The sequence below is a fragment of the Enterobacter cloacae complex sp. 342H5 genome (assembly GCF_050030905.1).
Lineage (GTDB): Bacteria > Pseudomonadota > Gammaproteobacteria > Enterobacterales > Enterobacteriaceae > Enterobacter > Enterobacter intestinihominis.
The window spans coordinates 1,772,908-1,794,208 of sequence record NZ_JBLGVB010000001.1; the positions used below are offsets into that span (position 1 = coordinate 1,772,908).

Annotated in this window: 21 protein-coding genes; 16 read left to right on the forward strand and 5 right to left on the reverse strand. The window is 56.9% G+C overall.

Going from position 1 to position 21,301, the window contains the following annotated elements:
- The first annotated feature begins 205 nt into the window (after positions 1-205).
- The 4 genes from rimJ to murJ all read left to right on the forward strand — a co-directional run bounded on the left by rimJ (position 206) and on the right by murJ (position 4,041).
- On the forward strand, positions 206-790 hold the full coding sequence (rimJ, locus tag ACQG03_RS08520; protein WP_003858007.1) for a ribosomal protein S5-alanine N-acetyltransferase: 585 nt from the start codon (positions 206-208) through the stop codon (positions 788-790).
- 9 nt (positions 791-799) lie between these two features.
- Positions 800-1,450 (forward strand): YceH family protein, encoded by a 651-nt coding sequence (locus tag ACQG03_RS08525; protein WP_045307934.1) that lies wholly within the window; start codon positions 800-802, stop codon positions 1,448-1,450.
- Positions 1,451-1,452: 2 nt separating this feature from the next.
- Positions 1,453-2,376, forward strand: coding sequence for a Gfo/Idh/MocA family protein (locus ACQG03_RS08530; protein WP_063163643.1), 924 nt, complete (start codon positions 1,453-1,455; stop codon positions 2,374-2,376).
- 129 nt (positions 2,377-2,505) lie between these two features.
- Positions 2,506-4,041 carry a murein biosynthesis integral membrane protein MurJ gene (gene murJ / locus ACQG03_RS08535; RefSeq protein ID WP_017384735.1) on the forward strand — a complete coding sequence of 512 codons (1,536 nt, stop codon included), beginning with the start codon at positions 2,506-2,508 and terminating at the stop codon, positions 4,039-4,041.
- A 58-nt stretch (positions 4,042-4,099) separates the two neighbouring features.
- On the opposite strand, the gene flgN is transcribed toward murJ, so the two are convergent.
- The 3 genes from flgN to flgA all read right to left on the reverse strand — a co-directional run bounded on the left by flgN (position 4,100) and on the right by flgA (position 5,576).
- Entirely contained in the window at positions 4,100-4,525 is a 426-nt protein-coding gene (gene flgN, locus ACQG03_RS08540; RefSeq protein WP_022647721.1) for a flagella biosynthesis chaperone FlgN, read from the reverse strand.
- A gap of 4 nt (positions 4,526-4,529) precedes the next feature.
- The gene (flgM, locus tag ACQG03_RS08545; protein WP_003858002.1) at positions 4,530-4,823 is read right to left on the reverse strand and encodes a flagellar biosynthesis anti-sigma factor FlgM; all 294 of its coding nucleotides are present in this window, start codon (positions 4,821-4,823) and stop codon (positions 4,530-4,532) included.
- Between the two features lie 93 nt (positions 4,824-4,916).
- On the reverse strand, positions 4,917-5,576 hold the full coding sequence (flgA, locus tag ACQG03_RS08550; RefSeq protein WP_022647723.1) for a flagellar basal body P-ring formation chaperone FlgA: 660 nt from the start codon (positions 5,574-5,576) through the stop codon (positions 4,917-4,919).
- Between the two features lie 157 nt (positions 5,577-5,733).
- Between flgA and flgB the strand changes: the two genes are divergently transcribed.
- The 11 genes from flgB to flgL all read left to right on the forward strand — a co-directional run bounded on the left by flgB (position 5,734) and on the right by flgL (position 15,591).
- Positions 5,734-6,150 (forward strand): flagellar basal body rod protein FlgB, encoded by a 417-nt coding sequence (flgB, locus tag ACQG03_RS08555; RefSeq protein ID WP_045622629.1) that lies wholly within the window; start codon positions 5,734-5,736, stop codon positions 6,148-6,150.
- A 3-nt stretch (positions 6,151-6,153) separates the two neighbouring features.
- Positions 6,154-6,558 (forward strand): flagellar basal body rod protein FlgC, encoded by a 405-nt coding sequence (gene flgC, locus ACQG03_RS08560; protein ID WP_003857997.1) that lies wholly within the window; start codon positions 6,154-6,156, stop codon positions 6,556-6,558.
- Positions 6,559-6,569: 11 nt separating this feature from the next.
- A complete protein-coding gene (gene flgD, locus ACQG03_RS08565; protein ID WP_003857994.1) occupies positions 6,570-7,280 on the forward strand; it encodes a flagellar hook assembly protein FlgD in 711 nt (236 codons plus the stop codon).
- A gap of 26 nt (positions 7,281-7,306) precedes the next feature.
- Positions 7,307-8,515 carry a flagellar hook protein FlgE gene (gene flgE / locus ACQG03_RS08570; protein ID WP_045622627.1) on the forward strand — a complete coding sequence of 403 codons (1,209 nt, stop codon included), beginning with the start codon at positions 7,307-7,309 and terminating at the stop codon, positions 8,513-8,515.
- A gap of 20 nt (positions 8,516-8,535) precedes the next feature.
- Positions 8,536-9,291: a flagellar basal body rod protein FlgF gene (locus ACQG03_RS08575; RefSeq protein ID WP_022647727.1), complete on the forward strand. Its 756-nt coding sequence runs from the start codon at positions 8,536-8,538 to the stop codon at positions 9,289-9,291.
- An 11-nt stretch (positions 9,292-9,302) separates the two neighbouring features.
- A complete protein-coding gene (gene flgG / locus ACQG03_RS08580) occupies positions 9,303-10,085 on the forward strand; it encodes a flagellar basal-body rod protein FlgG (RefSeq protein ID WP_000625853.1) in 783 nt (260 codons plus the stop codon).
- 57 nt (positions 10,086-10,142) lie between these two features.
- Complete coding sequence (flgH, locus tag ACQG03_RS08585) at positions 10,143-10,841, forward strand: flagellar basal body L-ring protein FlgH (RefSeq protein ID WP_063163642.1); 699 nt, start codon at positions 10,143-10,145, stop codon at positions 10,839-10,841.
- A 12-nt stretch (positions 10,842-10,853) separates the two neighbouring features.
- Positions 10,854-11,951 carry a flagellar basal body P-ring protein FlgI gene (locus ACQG03_RS08590; RefSeq protein ID WP_022647728.1) on the forward strand — a complete coding sequence of 366 codons (1,098 nt, stop codon included), beginning with the start codon at positions 10,854-10,856 and terminating at the stop codon, positions 11,949-11,951.
- Complete coding sequence (flgJ, locus tag ACQG03_RS08595) at positions 11,952-12,905, forward strand: flagellar assembly peptidoglycan hydrolase FlgJ (RefSeq protein WP_023305862.1); 954 nt, start codon at positions 11,952-11,954, stop codon at positions 12,903-12,905. It begins immediately after the preceding gene.
- Between the two features lie 75 nt (positions 12,906-12,980).
- Entirely contained in the window at positions 12,981-14,621 is a 1,641-nt protein-coding gene (gene flgK / locus ACQG03_RS08600; RefSeq protein ID WP_045307939.1) for a flagellar hook-associated protein FlgK, read from the forward strand.
- A gap of 16 nt (positions 14,622-14,637) precedes the next feature.
- Entirely contained in the window at positions 14,638-15,591 is a 954-nt protein-coding gene (gene flgL / locus ACQG03_RS08605) for a flagellar hook-associated protein FlgL (protein WP_032624480.1), read from the forward strand.
- Positions 15,592-15,666: 75 nt separating this feature from the next.
- Here flgL and ACQG03_RS08610 read toward each other — a convergent pair whose 3' ends face one another.
- Positions 15,667-16,878 carry an MFS transporter gene (locus ACQG03_RS08610; RefSeq protein WP_063163641.1) on the reverse strand — a complete coding sequence of 404 codons (1,212 nt, stop codon included), beginning with the start codon at positions 16,876-16,878 and terminating at the stop codon, positions 15,667-15,669.
- A gap of 109 nt (positions 16,879-16,987) precedes the next feature.
- Here ACQG03_RS08610 and ACQG03_RS08615 point away from each other — a divergent pair, with 109 nt between their 5' ends.
- Positions 16,988-17,926, forward strand: a complete 939-nt coding sequence (locus tag ACQG03_RS08615; protein WP_063163640.1) for a LysR family transcriptional regulator — start codon at positions 16,988-16,990, stop codon at positions 17,924-17,926.
- A gap of 40 nt (positions 17,927-17,966) precedes the next feature.
- Here the strand turns inward: ACQG03_RS08615 and rne are convergent, their stop codons facing one another.
- The gene (gene rne / locus ACQG03_RS08620; protein WP_048966504.1) at positions 17,967-21,074 is read right to left on the reverse strand and encodes a ribonuclease E; all 3,108 of its coding nucleotides are present in this window, start codon (positions 21,072-21,074) and stop codon (positions 17,967-17,969) included.
- Between the last annotated feature and the right edge of the window lie 227 nt (positions 21,075-21,301).

The window sequence follows — 21,301 nt, forward strand, 5'->3', positions numbered from 1 at the left end:
GCTAATATTCTGCGGTGTCGCCGCGCTTTTTCACATACCTGCTGGCGACAATATTTTTTTATCAAAAAGGTGCTTTGATAGAGAGTTCTCATCGAAAAATGTGAAAAGCGATAAAAATGGTATGTCACTGTTTTCACAGAAGGCACAGGCGCAGGTATAGTAAAGCTAACAGGCAGAGCAGAAGCGACGGGAAGGAGTGGTATCGATGTTTGGCTATCGCAGTAATGTGCCAAAAGTGCGTCTGACGACGGACAGGCTGGTCGTTCGTCTGGTGCATGAGCGTGATGCCTGGCGTCTGGCGGATTATTACGCCGAGAATCGCCAGTTTTTAAAACCCTGGGAACCCGTTCGGGACGAGAGCCATTGCTACCCCTCTGGCTGGCAGGCGCGCCTCAGTATGATTGCGGAATTTCACAAACAGGGAAGTGCGTTTTATTTCGCGCTTCTCGATCCGGAAGAGAAAGAGATCGTTGGCATTGCCAATTTTTCAAACGTAGTACGCGGGTCGTTTCACGCCTGCTATCTCGGGTATTCCATCGGCCAGAAATGGCAGGGGCAGGGGCTCATGTTTGAGGCGCTGACGGCGGCAATTCGCTACATGCAGCGCACGCAACATATCCATCGCATTATGGCGAACTACATGCCGCACAATAAGCGCAGCGGCGATCTGCTGGCCCGCCTGGGGTTTGAGAAAGAGGGCTATGCCAAAGATTATCTGCTGATTGACGGCGAGTGGCGGGACCATGTCCTCACCGCGCTCACCACGCAGGAGTGGACCGCGGGTCGTTAAGGAGAAAAGATGAAATATCAGTTAAATGGCGCCGAAGCGCGCGTGATTGGCTGCCTGCTGGAAAAGCAGGTTACGACGCCGGAACAGTATCCTCTTTCCGTGAATGCCGTCACGATGGCCTGCAACCAAAAGACGAACCGTGAGCCAGTGATGAACCTTGGCGAGTACGAGGTGCAGGATATCCTTGATGAGCTGGTGAAGCGCCACTACCTGCGCACCGTCAGCGGCTTCGGTAATCGCGTCACTAAATATGAACAGCGCTTTTGTAATTCCGAATTTGGCGATTTAAAACTCAGCGCCGCAGAAGTGGCGGTTATCACCACGCTGCTGCTGCGCGGGGCGCAGACGCCGGGTGAACTGCGCACACGCGCCTCCCGCATGCATGAGTTTCAGGATATGCAGGACGTTGAACAGACGCTGGAGGGATTAGCCTCACGCGAGGACGGTCCTTACGTGGTGCGTCTGGCCCGCGAGCCGGGCAAGCGTGAAAGCCGCTACATGCACCTGTTTAGCGGCGACGTGGAGTCCTCTACGCTTGCCGTCGAATCCGACACGCCAGCATCAAACGACAGCCTGACTGCGCGCGTGGCAGCCCTGGAAGACGAGGTTGCCGGGCTGAAGCAGCGTCTGGATGCTTTACTCGCACACCTGGGAGATTAACCGTGACTACATTACGCATTGGAGTGGTGGGGCTGGGCGGGATTGCGCAAAAAGCATGGCTGCCCGTTTTAGGCGCCGCGTCAGACTGGACGCTGCAAGGGGCGTGGTCGCCCACTCGCGAGAAAGCAGAGCGCATCTGCAAAACCTGGCGCATCCCTTATGCTGGCTCACTCCAGGATTTAGCCCGTGAATGTGATGCGGTATTTGTGCATACCTCAACCGCGACGCACTTCCAGGTGGTGAGCGAGTTGCTGAACGCAGGCGTTCACGTCTGCGTTGATAAGCCGCTGGCGGAAAATGTGCAGGATGCTGAACGACTGATTGAGCTGGCCGCGCGTAAAAAGCTGACGCTGATGGTCGGCTTCAACCGCCGTTTTGCGCCGCTCTATCAGCAGCTTAAAGCGCAGTCCGGCTCGTTTGCCTCTCTGCGTATGGATAAGCACCGTACCGACAGCGTGGGGCCGAACGATCTGCGGTTCACGCTGCTGGATGATTATCTCCACGTCGTGGATACGGCCCTTTGGCTGAGTAACGGAAAAGCCCAACTGCAAAGCGGCACGCTGCTGACCAACGAGCAGGGTGAAATGGTTTACGCCGAACATCATTTTGCCGTTGAGCATTTACAGGTGACGACCAGCATGCATCGTGGGGCGGGCAGCCAGCGCGAGTCCGTGCAGGCCGTTACGGATGGCGCGCTGTATGACGTCACCGATATGCGTGAGTGGCGGGAAGAGAAGGGCAATGGCGTGCTCGCGTTACCCGTTCCCGGCTGGCAGAGCACCCTGGAGCAGCGTGGCTTTGTGGGGTGCGCGCGTCACTTCATTACCTGCGTGCAGAATCAGACGGTTCCTGAAACGTCCGGGGAGCAGGCCATTCTGGCGCAGCGCATCGTGGAACGACTCTGGCGCGAAGCGATGTCGGAATAACTCGCTGTAACATCTGCCGATAGTAATTCGTTGAAATCCGGTTAGACTAAGCGCCGCTTGTTGCCTTTGCCGGGTGGCGCTTTCGCTTATCCGTCCTGGAAATCCGTAGGGTTGTGGAACTTCACGTTAATGAACTTATTAAAATCGCTGGCGGCCGTCAGCTCGATGACCATGTTTTCCCGCGTGCTTGGCTTTGCTCGCGATGCCATTGTGGCAAGGGTTTTTGGCGCAGGGATGGCGACTGACGCCTTTTTCGTTGCGTTCAAGCTGCCGAACCTGCTGCGCCGTATTTTTGCCGAAGGGGCTTTCTCACAGGCATTTGTCCCGATCCTCGCGGAATATAAAAGCAAGCAGGGCGAAGATGCCACCCGCGTCTTTGTGGCGTACGTTTCCGGTTTACTGACGCTGGCGCTGGCGATCGTGACCGTACTGGGGATGCTGGCAGCGCCCTGGGTAATCATGGTAACGGCGCCGGGCTTTGCCGACACGGCGGATAAATTTGCCCTGACGACGCAACTGCTGCGGATAACCTTCCCCTATATTCTGCTGATTTCGCTGGCGTCGCTGGTGGGTGCCATCCTGAATACCTGGAACCGCTTCTCCGTGCCGGCCTTTGCCCCCACGTTCCTTAACGTCAGCATGATTGGCTTTGCGCTGTTCGCCGCGCCGCATTTTAACCCACCGGTGCTGGCGTTGGCCTGGGCCGTGACCGTCGGCGGGGTGTTACAGCTTGCTTACCAGCTCCCGCACCTGAAAAAGATCGGCATGCTGGTTCTGCCGCGCATTAATTTCAAAGATGCGGGCGCAATGCGCGTTATCAAACAGATGGGACCGGCAATACTCGGCGTGTCCGTCAGCCAAATCTCGCTCATCATCAATACCATCTTCGCCTCTTTCCTGGTGTCGGGCTCGGTGTCCTGGATGTACTACGCCGACCGGCTGATGGAGTTTCCATCCGGGGTGCTGGGCGTGGCGCTGGGGACTATTCTGCTGCCGTCGCTGTCGAAAAGTTTCGCCAGCGGCAACCACGATGAATACTGCCGCCTGATGGACTGGGGTCTGCGTCTCTGTTTTCTGCTGGCGCTGCCAAGCGCGGTGGCGCTGGGGATCCTGGCGAAACCGCTGACGGTGTCGTTGTTCCAGTATGGAAAATTCACCGCCTTTGATGCCGCCATGACCCAGCGCGCACTGGTAGCCTACTCGGTGGGGCTGATGGGGCTGATTGTCGTGAAGGTGCTTGCGCCCGGTTTCTATTCACGTCAGGACATCAAAACGCCGGTTAAGATTGCCATTGTGACGCTGATCATGACGCAGCTGATGAACCTGGCGTTTATTGGTCCGCTGAAACACGCGGGTCTGTCACTGTCGATTGGTCTGGCGGCCTGTCTCAACGCCGGGCTGCTGTACTGGCAGCTGCGTAAGCAGGATATCTTCACACCGCAGCCGGGCTGGGCAAGCTTCCTGCTGCGTCTGGCGATCGCGGTAGTAGTGATGGCGGCCGCGCTGGTTGGCATGTTGTATGTCATGCCTGAGTGGGCGCAGGGCACCATGCCTTACCGCCTGATGCGTCTGATGGCCGTGGTGGTGGTCGGGGTGGTGGCGTACTTTGCCACGCTGGCGGTGCTTGGCTTCAAGGTGAAAGAGTTTACCCGCCGCACGGTATAAACGCCAAAAGGGGAGTCACCAGAAGGTGCTCCCCGCTTCATGACATGCCGCTAGTGCGTCAAATCGAAATCTTTTTCCCGCCCGTGATACGTGCCGTGGCCGTTTGACCATCCGCACCGTACAGCCCCGGCTCTTTATAGGGCTTTAACACCTCAAGCGCCTGCTGATTACGGATAATCTGACCTTCCAGCAGCCAGCCGTTATGCTGGTTGAGATCGCGAAGATGCTGGGTTTTTTCTGTAATGGTCTGCCAGCGTTCGTTGATCTCATCATTGGCGCTGCGTTTCGTGTCTTGCTCAGCGCGTCGCTGTTTTTCCAGATAATCCAGGGTCGCCAGCAGCGAGCTTTTATCTTCAGTAATGCGTTGCAACGCGCTGCCGTTGATTTGACCAGAAGAGAGGTGGTGCTGTTCTGCGTCCATCACCGTTTTCAGGTCGTTCAGGACCACCGTCATCTGATCCAGTATTTCTGACAGTCGACTCATACGGTTAGTTACTCTGGAGGAAACTCTGTGCGTCCTGAATCAGCGCATCAGCGATTTTGCTGGTATCCATTTTCAGTTCGCCGTTACGGATAGCCGTTTTCAGCGCTTCAACTCGTTCCATGTTGATATCGCTGCTGCCTGGCTGCATCAGCTTCGACTGCGCATCGCTCAGCGTGACGCTCGTGCTGTTAGCCGTCGAGGTTTTTTCCAGACGCGTTTTTTGCGGGGCAGCCTCATTCGTTTCGCGAGGTTGTACAGTGCTAACCGGCTTCAGGGCTGATGTACGATCAATGCTCATAGTGTTGTCCTCATCGAGGGTTCGCGGCGTTTGCGCCTGACATCATCATTTGTTGAATATTTATCGGCAGTCGCCGCGAAATCTTTAAAAAGATTACAGGTTAATCAGAATATTCCCATCAGGACCGACCGTGCCGCTGACCACCTGGCCTGAGGACATTCTGACCCGGGCATTTTGCGCCACTGCGGCATTATTCAGCGCTTTTCCTTCACTGTTGATACTAAAGCCTTCGCCATTGGCGACCACCATCACCTGTTGTCCCGCCTTCACCCGCCACGCCTGGCGCAGCATAGAGAGCTGTATCGCCTGTCCAGGAGCGACATCGCGCAGGCTGACTGCCTCCTGAGCCTGGTTAATATCCAGCATCGTCCGCGGTGGAAGCTGATCCAGACGGCCTCGCTTCAGCGTTACGCTGTCTGGTTGCAGCAGGCTGCCCCGGGGAATGGGAACGGCGGCGACAACATAATTGCCTGTCGCCTGAACCGCAACCTGTAAATAACGTTTTTCGTTGGCGCAACGCGCCAGCACATTCACGTTGCCCCATAATCGGGTGCTGCCGGTCACGCTAAATGACGGGGCTTCGCAGGAAGGGTAAAGGTTAGGCGGGGTGCGTACGGTCACGCGTACGTCATCGCTGAAACCGGCCAGCTTCTGCGCAAAGAATGCATTGAGCTGGTTCTCTAACCCCTCAGCCTGCACAAGAGGGCTCAAAAGCAGCAGGGTCGCCGCAAGGCCACGTTTAAAAGTCCGCATCGCACGTTCCACCATGTCCAGAATTAAGCAAATTCTACCCGCAGTGGTTTTCCATCAACGCAACAAATAGCGACGCATTTTGCGCTTATTCCGTCGATAGGGGAGACGGGGTGAGATTTAAGCTGTGAACTGAAATTTTCTCATCAGCGGAGGAGACATGCTCGATAAACTCGACGCCGCGTTACGTTTTCAGCAGGAAGCGCTCAACTTACGCGCCCAGCGGCAGGAAATTTTAGCCGCCAATATCGCCAACGCGGACACCCCCGGGTATCAGGCGCGCGATATTGATTTTTCCAGTGAACTCAAAAAAGTGATGGAGCGTGGACGTGCCGAAGGGACGGGTGTCTCACTTGCCCTGACATCCTCACGGCATATTCCCGCTCAGGCGATGACCGCGCCAACAACTGACTTACTTTATCGTGTCCCCGATCAGCCCTCGCTTGACGGCAATACCGTCGACATGGACCGGGAGCGCACACAGTTTGCCGATAACAGCCTGCAATACCAGACAGGCCTGACGCTACTCGGCGGGCAAATCAAAGGCATGATGACCGTCCTGCAGGGGGGCAATTAGTAAATGGCCTTGCTGAATATTTTTGATATCGCCGGTTCGGCATTAACGGCGCAGTCCAAACGACTGAACGTGGCAGCCAGTAACCTGGCCAACGCCGACAGCGTGACAGGACCTGACGGACAACCGTATCGCGCTAAACAGGTCGTCTTCCAGGTTGATGCTGCACCGGGTGCGGCAACGGGCGGCGTGAAAGTGGCGGACGTGGTTGAGAGCCAGGCGCCCGACAAGCTGGTTTACGAGCCAGGCAACCCGCTCGCGGATGCCAGCGGCTACGTGAAAATGCCGAACGTGGATGTGGTCGGGGAGATGGTGAACTCCATGTCCGCGTCACGCAGCTACCAGGCAAACGTCGAAGTGCTTAATACCGTGAAGAGCATGATGCTCAAAACACTCACTCTCGGCCAGTAAAGGAGACACGCATGTCCATCGCCGTAAACGTGAATGACCCGACAAATACCGGCGTCAACAGCACCAGTAGTGCAACCGGTTCCAGCTCTCTCACCGGGAGCAATGCCTCCGATTTACAGAGCAGCTTTCTTACCCTGCTGGTGGCACAGCTGAAAAATCAGGACCCGACCAATCCGATGCAGAATAACGAACTGACCACGCAGCTTGCGCAGATCAGTACCGTCAGCGGCATTGAGAAACTGAACACCACGCTCGGCTCGGTCTCCGGTCAAATCGATAACAGCCAGTCCTTGCAGGCCGCCAACCTGATCGGTCACGGGGTGATGATCCCGGGGACCACGATTCTGGCGGGCACCAGCACCACCGATGGCACGTCCACCACCACCACGACGCCGTTTGGCGTTGAGTTGCAGCAGCCAGCCGACAAAGTCACCGCCACCATCAAAGACGCCAGCGGCAACGTGGTGCGCACGATTGAGATTGGCGAGCTTAAAGCGGGCGTTCATACCTTTACCTGGGATGGCAGCCTGACCGACGGCACTAAAGCGCCTAACGGCTCGTATCAGGTTGCGATTAGCGCCAGCAACGGCACCACGCAGCTGGTGGCTCAGCCGCTACAGTTTGCCCTGGTTCAGGGCGTCATCAAAGGTAGCGATGGCAACAAACTGGATTTGGGTACCTCCGGTACCACCACACTCGACGAAGTTCGGCAGATTATCTAAGCCTTCATACTTATCAGGAGTAAGTCATGGCCTTTTCTCAAGCGGTCAGCGGCCTGAATGCTGCGGCCACCAACCTGGACGTCATTGGCAACAACATCGCCAACTCCGCGACCTATGGTTTTAAATCCGGTTCTGCGTCTTTTGCAGATATGTTTGCAGGCTCTAAAGTGGGCCTGGGCGTGAAGGTTGCGGGTATCACCCAGGACTTCACCGACGGGACGACCACCAACACCGGTCGTGGTCTGGATGTCGCCATCAGCCAGAACGGTTTCTTCCGTATGGTGGATGCCAACGGTTCCGTGTTCTACAGCCGCAACGGCCAGTTTAAGCTGGATGAAAACCGTAACCTGGTGAACATGCAGGGGCTACAGTTAACCGGATATCCGGTTGCCGGCACGCCGCCGACGGTGCAAACCGGTGCGAATCCGCAGGCGATCACCATCCCAACGACGCTGATGGCGGCGAAGTCCACCACCACGGCCTCTCAGCAGATCAACCTGAACTCCACCGATACCGCGCCAACCGTCGCATTCGACCCGGCCAACCCTGACTCTTACAACAAGAAAGGCACCGTGACGGTGTTTGACAGCCAGGGTAATGCGCACAACATGAACCTGTTCTATGTCAAAGACGCTACTCCAGCTAACTCCTGGAAGGTGTATTCGCAGGACGGCAGCGTAGCGGGAGATGCAGCGAAACTGGCAACCACATTGGTCTTTAATGAGAGCGGTGTGTTGACCGGCGGTGGGGAAGTCGATATCGAGACCGGGGAGATCACTGGTGCAACGGCGGCAACCTTCAAAATGAGTTTCGCGAACTCCATGCAGCAGAACACCGGTGCGAACAACATCGTGGCGACGAGCCAGAACGGTTATAAGCCGGGCGATCTGGTGAGCTACCAGATCAACGATGACGGCACCGTTGTCGGTAACTACTCCAACGAACAGACCCAGGTGCTGGGCCAGATCGTGCTGGCTAACTTTGCCAACAACGAAGGCCTGAAGTCCGAAGGGGATAACGTCTGGTCCGCCACGCAGTCTTCCGGTGTTGCCCTGCTGGGTACCGCGGGTTCCGGTAACTTCGGCACGCTGACCAACGGCGCGCTTGAAGCCTCCAACGTCGATCTGAGTAAAGAGCTGGTGAACATGATTGTCGCGCAACGTAACTACCAGTCCAACGCGCAGACCATCAAAACCCAGGATCAGATCCTCAACACGCTGGTTAACCTGCGTTAAGCGGCTGACGGGAAAGCGCAATGGATCACGCAATATATACAGCGATGGGGGCTGCAAGCCAGACGCTCAATCAGCAGGCTGTTACCGCCAGCAACCTGGCGAACGCCTCCACGCCTGGTTTTCGTGCACAGCTCAACGCACTGCGTGCGGTGCCGGTAGAAGGGCTGTCATTGCCCACGCGTACGCTGGTCACCGCCTCCACGCCGGGCGCCGACATGACGCCAGGCCAGATGGATTACACCGCGCGTCCGCTGGACGTTGCCCTTCAGCAGGACGGCTGGCTGGCTGTGCAAACGGCTGACGGCGCAGAAGGGTATACCCGCAACGGTAACATTCAGGTGAGTGCCACCGGACAGTTGACGATTCAGGGGCATCCGGTGATGGGCGAAGCCGGTCCGCTGACGGTGCCGGAAGGGTCAGAGTTGACCATTGCGGCAGACGGGACGATCTCGGCATTGAATCCGGGCGACCCGGCCAACACCGTTGCGCCTGTCGGTCGTCTGAAGCTGGTGAAAGCGGAAGGCAACGAAGTGCAGCGTGGTGATGACGGGATGTTCCGTCTGACCCAGGCGGCGCAGGCCACGCGTGGCGCCACGTTACAGGCCGACCCGACCATCCGCGTGATGTCCGGCGTGCTGGAAGGCAGTAACGTCAAACCGGTCGAAGCCATGACCGACATGATCGCCAGCGCCCGCCGCTTCGAAATGCAGATGAAAATCATCAGCAGCGTCGATGAAAACGCAGGCAAGGCTAACCAACTTCTGGCTATGAGTTAACAGGACTCCCTATGATCAGTTCTTTATGGATCGCGAAAACCGGTCTGGACGCACAGCAAACCAATATGGATGTAATTGCCAACAACCTGGCAAACGTCAGCACCAATGGTTTCAAGCGCCAGCGTGCGGTTTTCGAAGATTTGCTTTATCAAACGATTCGTCAGCCAGGGGCGCAGTCTTCTGAGCAAACCACGCTGCCGTCCGGTCTGCAAATTGGTACCGGCGTCCGCCCGGTCGCTACCGAGCGTCTGCACAGCCAGGGCAATCTGTCCCAGACCAACAACAGCAAAGACGTTGCCATCAAAGGTCAGGGTTTCTTCCAGGTGCAACTGCCTGACGGGACCTCCGCCTATACCCGCGATGGTTCGTTCCAGGTGGATCAGAATGGTCAGCTGGTGACGGCGGGCGGCTTCCAGGTTCAGCCTGCGATCACCATCCCGGCGAACGCGCTGAGCATCACCATTGGCCGTGACGGTATCGTCAGCGTCACTCAGCAAGGTCAGGCCGCGCCGGTCCAGGTTGGTCAGCTCAACCTGACGACCTTCATGAACGATACCGGACTGGAAAGCATCGGTGAGAACCTCTACACCGAAACGCAGTCTTCCGGAACGCCAAATGAAAGTACCCCCGGCCTGAACGGTGCGGGGCTGCTGTACCAGGGGTATGTGGAAACCTCGAACGTTAACGTGGCGGAAGAACTGGTGAATATGATCCAGGTCCAGCGCGCCTATGAAATTAACAGTAAAGCAGTGTCGACGACCGACCAGATGCTGCAAAAACTGACGCAACTCTAAGGTGTAGCCCGGTGCGGTAAACGTCGCACCGGCTCCCTGTTTTCGAAGATGAAGGCAATGCAAAAAAACGCGGCGTTTCGTTATCCGATCCTGACTGTTCTGGTTGTCACCCTCAGCGGGTGTGCCTGGATCCCGTCTAAACCATTGGTACAGGGTGCGACTACCGCCCAACCCGTTCCCGGCCCCTCGCCGGTGGTGAACGGCTCTATTTTCCAGACCGCGCAGCCGATTAACTACGGTTATCAGCCGCTGTTTGAAGACCGTCGTCCGCGTAACGTCGGCGATACGCTGACCATTGTGTTGCAGGAAAACGTCAGCGCGAGCAAGAGCTCGTCGGCGAATGCCAGCCGCGACGGCAAAACCAATTTTGGCTTTGACACCGTACCGCGCTATCTGCAAGGGCTGTTCGGCAACGCCCGTGCGGATGTGGAAGCCTCCGGCGGCAACACCTTTAACGGTAAAGGTGGCGCGAACGCCAGCAATACCTTCAGCGGAACGCTGACGGTAACGGTTGACCAGGTTCTGGTGAACGGCAACCTGCACGTGGTGGGCGAAAAACAGATCGCCATTAACCAGGGTACGGAATTCATTCGCTTCTCCGGTGTGGTTAACCCTCGCACTATCAGCGGCACCAACACCGTACCGTCCACACAGGTGGCGGATGCGCGCATTGAGTACGTCGGCAACGGCTACATCAACGAAGCGCAAAATATGGGCTGGCTGCAACGCTTCTTCCTTAACTTATCGCCGATGTAAGCGAGGTGACCTATGTATAAATTTCTCTTCGCCGTGGCGCTGTCGCTGGTCGCTACCGTTGCGCAGGCCGATCGCATTCGCGATCTCACCAGCGTGCAGGGCGTGCGCGAAAACTCCCTGATTGGCTACGGCCTGGTGGTGGGGCTGGATGGGACGGGTGACCAGACGACCCAGACGCCGTTCACCACCCAGAGCCTGAACAACATGCTCTCTCAGCTCGGTATTACCGTACCGGCGGGGACCAACATGCAGCTGAAAAACGTGGCGGCGGTGATGGTGACCGCGTCTTATCCGGCCTTTGCGCGTCAGGGGCAAACCATCGACGTGGTTGTCTCGTCGATGGGTAACGCCAAAAGCCTGCGCGGCGGTACGTTGTTGATGACGCCGCTGAAAGGCGTCGACAGCCAGGTGTATGCTCTGGCGCAGGGCAACATTCTGGTTGGCGGGGCAGGTGCGTCGGCGGGCGGCAGCAGCGTGCAGGTGAACCAGCTGAACGGGGGACGTATTACCAACGGCGCGATCATCGAACGTGAGCTGCCGACCCAGTTCGGCACCGGCAACACCATTAACCTGCAACTGAATAACGAAGACTTCACGATGGCGCAGCAGATTGCTGACACCATCAACCGCAGCCGGGGTTACGGCAGCGCCACCGCGCTGGATGCCCGCACCGTGCAGATCCGCACGTCAACCGGTAGCAGCAACCAGGTGCGGATGCTGGCCGATATCCAGAATATGGAAGTGAACGTGTCGGTGCAGGATGCAAAAGTCATTATCAACTCCCGTACCGGATCGGTGGTGATGAACCGCGAAGTGACGCTGGACAGCTGCGCCGTGGCGCAGGGCAATCTCTCCGTCACGGTTAACCGCTCGGCCAACGTCAGCCAGCCGGATACCCCGTTTGGTGGCGGTCAGACGGTAGTAACCCCGCAAACGCAGATTGATTTACGACAGAGCGGTGGATCGTTGCAGAGCGTGCGCTCCAGCGCCAACCTGAACAGCGTGGTACGTGCCCTGAACGCGCTGGGTGCAACGCCAATGGATCTGATGTCCATTCTGCAATCCATGCAAAGTGCAGGCTGCCTGCGCGCTAAACTGGAAATCATCTAAATGCTGACCGATAGCAAACTGTTGACCAGTGCCGCCTGGGATGCCCAGTCGCTCAACGAGCTCAAAACCAAAGCGGGCAAGGATCCGGCGGCGAATATCCGCCCGGTTGCCCGTCAGGTGGAAGGCATGTTCGTGCAGATGATGTTGAAAAGCATGCGTGAAACCCTGCCGAAAGATGGCATGTTCAGCAGCGATTCCACACGGCTTTACACCAGCATGTACGATCAGCAGATTGCCCAGCAAATGACCGCCGGAAAGGGGCTCGGCCTGGCGGACATGATTGTGAAACAGACCGCAGCCGCTCAGGGGCTGCCACCTGAAGAGGCTCCGCCGCAGGTGCCGCTGAAGTTTGATCTGGAAAAGGTGACCAGTTATCAAAATCAGGCGCTGACGCAGATGGTGCGTAAGGCGATGCCGAAGCCGACAGAAGCGCGTGACGAGCCGCTCTCCGGCGACAGCAAAGACTTCCTGGCGCAGCTCTCCCTGCCGGCACGTCTTGCCAGTGAAGAAAGCGGCGTGCCACACCATCTGATTCTGGCGCAGGCGGCGCTGGAGTCGGGCTGGGGGCAACGTCAGATCCGCAGGGAGAACGGCGAGCCGAGCTTCAACATCTTTGGCGTGAAGGCCACCTCCAGCTGGAAGGGGCCGACCACGGAAATTACCACCACCGAATATGAGAACGGTGCGGCAGTGAAGGTGAAAGCCAAATTCCGCGTCTACAGCTCGTATCTGGAAGCGTTGTCGGATTATGTCGGGCTGCTGAGCCGGAATCCGCGTTACACCGCCGTGACCCAGGCCACCACGCCAGAGCAGGGCGCTCAGGCATTGCAGAATGCCGGCTACGCGACCGATCCAAACTATGCACGCAAGCTGACCAGCATGATCCAGCAGCTGAAATCCATGTCTGAGAAGGTCAGCAAAGCATATAGCACAGATCTCGAAAATCTGTTCTGAAAGTTCTCAAGTCCCGGTGGAGGTTGCCGATAACCTTCATCAGGACTCGTGTCTGAACGTATAAAAGGAACCCCCATGTCCAGTTTGATTAACAGCGCCATGAGTGGCCTCAGTGCTGCGCAGTCGGCACTCAATACCGTCAGTAATAATATTTCAAGCTACAACGTGGCAGGTTATACCCGCCAGACTACCATTCTGGGCGCATCAAACAGCACCCTGACCGGCGGCGGCTGGGTGGGTAACGGGGTCTATGTCTCCGGCGTTCAGCGTGAATATGATGCGTTTATTACCAACCAGCTGCGCGCGGCGCAGAACCAGAGCAGCGGCCTGACCACGCGCTACCAGCAGATGTCAAAAATTGACGACGTGCTGTCGGATACCACGAACTCGCTTTCTGCCAACCTCCAGGATTTCTTTAAAAGCCTGCAAACGCTGGTGAGTAACGCAGAAGATCCGGCTGCACGCCAGACGGTACTCGGGAAGGCAGATGGTCTGGTAAACCAGTTCAAAACTAACGATCAATATCTCCGCGATCAGGATGCGCAGGTCAATACGGCGATTTCTACCAGCGTCGATCAGATCAATAACTATGCGAAGCAGATTGCCAACCTTAACGATCAGATTTCCCGGCTGACTGGCGTAGGGGCGGGCGCATCCCCGAACGAACTGCTCGATCAGCGCGATCAGCTGGTGAGCGAACTGAACAAAATTGTCGGTGTGGACGTGACCGTACAGGACAGCGGCACCTACAACATCTCTATCGCCAACGGCTACACCCTGGTACAGGGCAGCAACGCCAGCCAGCTGGCTGCGGTGAAATCCAGCGCGGACCCTGCACGTACAACGATTGCGTATGTGGATGCCGCAGCAGGCAACGTGGAGATCTCAGAAAAACAGATCACCACGGGGTCGCTTGGGGGGCTGTTAACGTTCCGTTCTCAGGATCTGGATCAGGCGCGAAATACGCTTAACCAGATGGCGCTGGCGTTTGCGGATGCCATGAATACCCAGCACCAGGCGGGCTTTGATGCCAACGGGGACGCAGGCGGCAAGCTGTTTGATTTTGGCTCCCCGGCAGTGCTGAGTAACGGTAAGAACACCGGAAGCGCGTCCGTGACGGCAACGATGACGGACAGTACCAAGGTCCAGGCGACAAACTACAAAGTTGAGTATAACGGTACTGACTGGACCATCACCCGTCTGTCAGACAACACCAGCTTCACGGCTATGCCGGATACCAGCGGTAATCTGTCGTTTGATGGCCTCAACGTCAACATTAGCGGCTCGGCCAATAATAAAGACAGCTTTATCGTGAAGCCGGTGAATGACGTTATCGTGAATATGGACGTTGCGATCAGCGACGAATCCAAACTGGCGATGGCTTCCGCGAAAGGAAGCGGCGAAAGCGACAATACCAATGGCCAAAAGCTGCTGGATTTGCAGAGCGCCAAGCTGGTGGGGGGGAACAAAACCTTTAACGATGCTTATGCCGCGCTGGTCAGTACGGTGGGCAGCACCACGGCGTCGCTGAAAACCAGCAGCGAAACCAAAGTTAACGTTGTTACGCAGCTGACCAAACAACAGCAGTCAATCTCCGGGGTTAACCTGGATGAAGAGTATGGCAACCTGCAACGCTATCAGCAGTACTATCTGGCGAATGCGCAGGTGCTGCAAACGGCGAGCACGCTGTTTGATGCATTGATCAATATCCGCTAAGGCTGAGGCATAAAAAATGCGTATTAGTACTCAAATGATGTATGAGCAAAGCATGCGCGGCGTGACGAACTCCCAAAGCCTCTGGCTCAGCTACGGCGAGCAGATGTCTACGGGGAAGCGTATCAACCGTCCGTCTGACGATCCGATTGCCGCTTCGCAGGCCGTTGTGCTCTCTCAGGCCCAAACGCAAAATAGCCAGTATGCGCTGGCGCGCTCCTTCGCTACGACGAAAGTCTCGCTGGAAGAAAACGTGTTATCGCAAGTGACAACCGCTATCCAGGCTGCTCAGGAAAAGATTGTCAATGCGGGCAACGGTACGTTAAGTGACGATGACCGCGCTTCGCTGGCAACGAACCTGCAAGGTATTCGCGATCAGCTCATGAACCTGGCTAACAGCACGGACGGTAACGGTCGCTATATTTTTTCCGGTTACAAAACCGAAGCGGCGGCTTTCGACCAGGCTACGGGTGATTATAAGGGCGGCGGAACGCCAATCAGCCAGCAGGTTGACTCTGCGCGCACGATGCAAATCAGCCATACGGGCACTGAAGTTTTCGATAGCTTCACCAGCAATGCGAAGCCAGAGCCAGATGGTAGTACGCCGGAAACGAATTTGTTCAAGATCCTCGACTCCGCAATTGAAGCGCTGAATAAGCCGATTGGCGATGACGAAACGAAGGCTGAAGCATTTACGGCGGCTATTGATAAAGCCAACCGTGGCCTGAGCAACTCCCTCAACAACGTGCTGACCGTGCGCGCCGATCTCGGCATCAAGCTGGACGAGCTGGGCAAGCTGGACGCTCTGGGTGAAGACCGCGCGCTGGGTCAGACCCAGCAGATGAGTAACCTGGTTGACGTAGACTGGAACTCGGTGATTTCGTCCTACACCATGCAGCAGGCGGCGTTGCAGGCCTCGTATAAAGCCTTTAGCGATATGCAGGGTATGTCTTTGTTCCAGATGAACAGATAAGACTCTGACCTGTTTGACATGTCTTGAAACTGGGCATGTTTTGACTGCCCAACCCGTCCGGGTTGGGCATTTTTTTTACACACTTTCTGCCTGAGCGGACACCACCCGGGCGCTTTCAATCACTCTGATAGCCAGCGCAATGGCACCACACAGGGTTGCCAGTGCTACCACGCCCGTCCAGCCTGCCAGCGTATAGATATTGCTGCCTAATGCCGAACCCAGCGCCATTCCGATGAAAATGACGGTAAACAGCAGGGCGTTAAGGCGCCCACGGGCCTGCGGCTCAAGGCTGTAGACCAGGTTCTGGTGCGCCACGAGGCTGGACTGCAAACCGAGATCAAAACCGACCGCGGAGAGGGCAATCAGGAGCAACTGGCCGTGTACACCCAGGGCTGGCATCAGGAACATCAGGGCAAACGAGAGGGTCACCAGCGCGGCACCCAGTTGGGTCACTTTACCGGCGCCCAGCTTATCGGCCAGACCGCCTGCCAGCGGTGCGGCCAGCGCGCCTGCGGCTCCGGCAATACCAAAACCACCCGCCACGGCGCTGCCAAGGTGATACCGTTCCAGCAGCATGACCGCCAGCGTCGACCAGAATGCACTAAAGGCAATCGACAGAAAACCCTGAGCCAGCGCAGCCCGACGCAGCGCCGGGTAGCGACGCCAGAGGTGTTCCATGGAGCGCATCAGTGCCGGGTAGCTCAGCGTGGAATGAACGGCGAAGCGGGGAAGTACGGCCCACATCACCACGCCGATAAAGGCAATGCTTGCGGCGGCCAGCTGATACATCACTCGCCAGCCAAAGGCTTCACCCACCACGCCGCTCACGGTTCTGGAGAGCAAAATCCCCAGCAGCAGGCCGGTCATCACCGTGCCGACCGTTTTTCCCTGTTTGCCTTCCGGCGCGAGGATCGCTGCGGCCGGGACAATATCCTGCGCCATGGTGGCGGCCATGCCAATCAGCAGGCTGGTGAGCAGCAGGGAATGCAGTTGTCCGGTCAGGCTACAACCCAGCAGGAACAGCGCCAGAGCTGCACTTTTTATCAGGATCAACGTTCTGCGGTCATAACGATCGCCGAGCGGGAGCAGAAACAGGATACCTAAGGCATAACCCGCCTGGGTGAGCGTCGGGACCATGCCCATGCCTTCGATGCTCAGGTGCAGGTCTGAGCCCATCAGCGGCAGCAGAGGCTGGGCATAATAGATGGATGCCACGCTGAAGCCCGCACCGAGCGCCAGCATTAAGATTACCCAGCGGCTTATGGCCCGGGTGGCAGTTGTGTTCATAAGATGTTCCTCATTCGTCGTGTGCGGCTATTTTTTATCAGTACGCCTTGCGACGGTAGCGGGCGCGGTGGTAAAACGCTTATACGTGTAGCGTATAGGTGCAAATGATATGAAACGGAGTGAGCGTATAGATCGTGTAGAACTGATGCGAACCTTTGTTCGCATTGTGGAGGCGGGGTCCCTTTCTGCGGCGGCACGTCAGCTGGCAACAACCCAGGCCACGGTGAGCCGACGGTTGCAGTCACTTGAAACCATGCTGGGCGTGCGCCTGATACTGCGCACAACCCATACCACACGGCTTACCGATGACGGTGAACGTTGCTATCAGCATGCCCGACGGGTAATTGACAGCTGGCTGGCGCTGGAAGACGAGGTGGGGCAGACGGAAGATGAACCGGTCGGGGTGCTGAGGGTGCGCGCGCCTCACGCGTTTGGCCAGGATCAGCTACTAAAACCGTTAACCCAATTTTTGCAGCGCTATCCCCAGCTTTCTGTTGAGTGGATGCTTAACGATCGCTCGGTTGATTTCCTCGGCGACAACCTTGACTGTGCTATTCGGGTGGGCGTGGAAGTCGATCCGGCAACCGTGTCTGTGCTACTGGCTGAAGTGCCGCGCTCGGTGGTAGCGTCACCGGCACTCCTGGCCCGTTTTCCCGCGGTTAACACGCCGGACGATCTGCAACATCTCCCCTGGATTGCAATCAGCTCTTTTTATCAACGCCATGTGGAACTCTTCCACGAGGCAACACCCACCCCGGCGAGAGTTACCATTACGCCACGCCTGAGTACCGACAGCCTGTATGTAGCGCGCAATACGGCACTCACCGGGCTAGGCGTGGCGGTGGTATCCAGCTGGACGGTACAGGATGATATTCGGGAAGGGCGACTGGTGCATTTACTGCCAGAGTGGCAGCCAGCAGCGCTACCGGTACATCTGGTTTATCCCTGGTCACGCTATTATCCGGCGCGCTTGCGGCGTTTTCTGGAGCTGATGCGGCAGATAATGCCGGAGGTCACCGGTATGAGAAAGCCGCTGCAACAGCCATAAAAAAGCCGACCCGAAGGTCGGCTTTCAGTCTTAGCGTGCGTTATTCAACAGGCTGAGGACGAGTAGCTGGGGCAGTAGCCATGTGCGTCGCACTGTGACCACCGGCAGCACCTTTACCTTCGAAGTTGAATTCCGGACGAACCCAGTCACTATGGCGTGGTGCTTCAGGCACGTACTCAGGTGCCGGGGCACGAGTCATTGGCGCGGTAGCAATGTGAGCAGGCGCTACAGCTTCAACGATCTCAACCGGCTCAGATTTCACTTCAGGCGCTTTGACCTCTTCGACAACAGGTTCAACCTGAATCTCGACGTCCTGAACAACCTCTTCCGTCACCGTTTCGACGGCAACGTCTGCGGGCTCTTCTGCTGCGGATACAGGCTTAGCGTCTTCCGCGACTTCTTCAGCCACCACGGTATCTTCTTCGGCAATGATCTGCGGTGCGGCATCAACCGGCGCAGCAATCACTTCAGGATGGGTCGTTTCCACTTCCACAGCCTGCGGCGGCGCTGTTTCAACAACCTGCGGTTCGACCACGGTTGCCGCTTCAGTCACGACGTCTTCCACCGCGACGACCGGTGCAATCACCTCTTCGGTAACAGCCTGTTCTTCAACAGCCTGCTCCGGACGTGCAACCGGATAACGGATCCAGACTTTACCGGATGCCATCTCAGGTGACGCGCACGCCACGGTTATTGGCATTGGAGACTGGGTCGGGTAACGCTCGTCACGATAACGACGGCGACGCTGACCGCTCACGCGCAGATGGCGTGGAGAACGGCGGGAGCGACGCGGCATACCTGCGTTATCACGGTTTTCGCTGCTTTCGTCCTGCTCAACCTGATTTTCCACTACGGCTGGCAGGTCAACTTTCGCAACCTGAGTACCCGTTGTGCTTTCAACCGCTTCAACCGCGATAACGTCGTTTTCTTCGGCCTGAACAACACCCACACGTACTTTCTGGGTCAGCTGCCGCTGCTTACGACGCGGCATAACCTGAGTACGCTCTTCCTGCTCAGTGTCCTGCTGTTCTACAGGCGCTTCGCGATTCAGGTTTTTGACTTCCTGCTGAGCCTGGCGTTTGTCATCGTTACGACGACGGTTACGCTCGCGGCGAGGCTGCTGCTCGTCACGCTGTTTGCTCTTCTCGGACTCATCGCCCGCCTGCTGGCGAATCTCACGATCTTCAACGTTCTGCTGTTGCTTCTCGCGACGGTTGCGACGGTTGTCCTCGCGCTGTTCACGACCTTCGTTGTTATCGGAACGATTATCACGGCGCTCATTACGATCGCCACGGTCGTTGCGGTCGCGACGGTTGTTCTGACGCTTACGACGGTCCTGCTGACGCTCTGGTTTCGCTTCTTTTGGCGCTTCTTTCGGCTCCTCAGGCTGAACTTCTTCGGCGGCAAACATTTTTTTCAGCGCACCGATGATGCGGCTCAGGAGACCAGGCTGCTCAGGCTGCGCTTTTGGCGCGGCAGGAGCCACTTTCTGCACAGCAGGTTTTTCCGCTGGTTTTTCCAGCGTCGCTTCTGGCGGTGCTTCCGGCATGATGAAGGTCGCTAAAGCTGGCTGCTCAGGCAGTTTACGCTCGGCAGGCTCTTCATCAGACGGCAGCGCCATTTCTTCTTCATGCAGCTTCGGCAGCAGGTAGCTGAGGGTGCTTGTCTCTTCGCCTTTGCGCACGCGCAGCACGTGATAGTGCGGGGTTTGCATCTCGTCGTTTGGCACGATGATGCAGCGAACGCCGCCCTGACGCGCTTCGATTGCGCTCACCGCTGCACGTTTTTCGTTCAGCAGGTAGGAGGCAATCGGCACTGGAACAATAGCGTGAACCTCTTTGGTGTTCTCTTTCAGCGCTTCTTCTTCAATCAGACGCAGAATAGAGAGGGAGAGAGATTCATTGTCACGCACGGTACCTGTACCGGAACAGCGCGGGCAGACGTGATGGCTGGACTCACCCAGAGACGGGCTGAGGCGCTGACGGGACATCTCCAGCAGGCCAAAGCGAGAAATATGGCTGATCTGGATACGCGCGCGATCCTGGCGCACCGCTTCACGCAGACGGTTTTCAACCGCACGCTGATGGCGAACCGGGGTCATGTCGATGAAGTCGATAACGATCAGACCACCCAGGTCGCGCAGGCGGAGCTGGCGGGCGATTTCATCAGCGGCTTCAAGGTTGGTATTGAAGGCGGTCTCTTCGATGTCGCCGCCGCGGGTTGCTCGCGCGGAGTTGATGTCGATGGCGGTCAACGCTTCGGTGGTATCGATAACGATAGAACCGCCGGACGGCAGACGCACTTCACGCTGGAAGGCAGACTCGATCTGGGATTCAATCTGATAATGGCTGAACAGCGGGATTTCACCAGTGTACAGTTTAATTTTGCTGGTGAAATCCGGGCGACCCAGCGCGGCGATGTGCTGGCGAGCCAGCTCAAGCACTTTCGGGTTATCAATCAGAATTTCACCGATGTCCTGACGCAGATAATCACGGAAGGCACGCACGATGACGTTGCTTTCCTGGTGGATCAGGAACGGCGCAGCACGGCTTTCTGCCGCTTTCTTGATGGCTTCCCAGTGTTTCAGGCGGAAGCTCAGGTCCCACTGCAACGCTTCGGCAGATTTGCCAACGCCTGCGGTGCGCACGATAAGGCCCATGCCGTCTGGCAGTTCAAGACTTGCCAGTGCTTCTTTCAGCTCGGTACGGTCATCGCCTTCGATACGGCGAGAGATGCCACCCGCTCGCGGGTTGTTTGGCATCAATACCAGATAGCTTCCTGCCAGACTGATAAAGGTGGTCAGCGCGGCACCTTTGTTGCCACGCTCTTCTTTATCGATCTGGACGATAACTTCCTGACCTTCACGCAGAACATCTTTGATGTTCGGACGGCCATGGGAGTTGTAGTTTGCAGGAAAATATTCGCGGGCGATTTCTTTGAGAGGAAGGAAACCGTGACGCTCAGCACCGTAATCGACAAATGCAGCTTCAAGGCTTGGTTCAATGCGGGTGATTTTGCCTTTGTAAATGTTCGCTTTTTTCTGTTCGTGTCCAGGACTTTCGATATCCAGATCGTACAGGCGCTGCCCATCCACAAGGGCGACACGCAACTCTTCTTGCTGAGTTGCGTTGATTAACATTCTTTTCATCGTAACTTACTCGTTATTCTTACATTGACGACAAAGCTGCGGGCAAGGTGACGCTTTCCGGGGTATGAACCGATGGCCTCGTGTCTATTCACGTCGCCAACCTCACGGTTGTCGCTCGCTTAAGAGGCGCAGAGTGTCGGTTGCCTGTATTTCATAGGGAAACACAGCGCAATTATCAGGGGAATTGCCTGGGAAAACTCTCCAGAGAACAATCCTTATACCGGGAA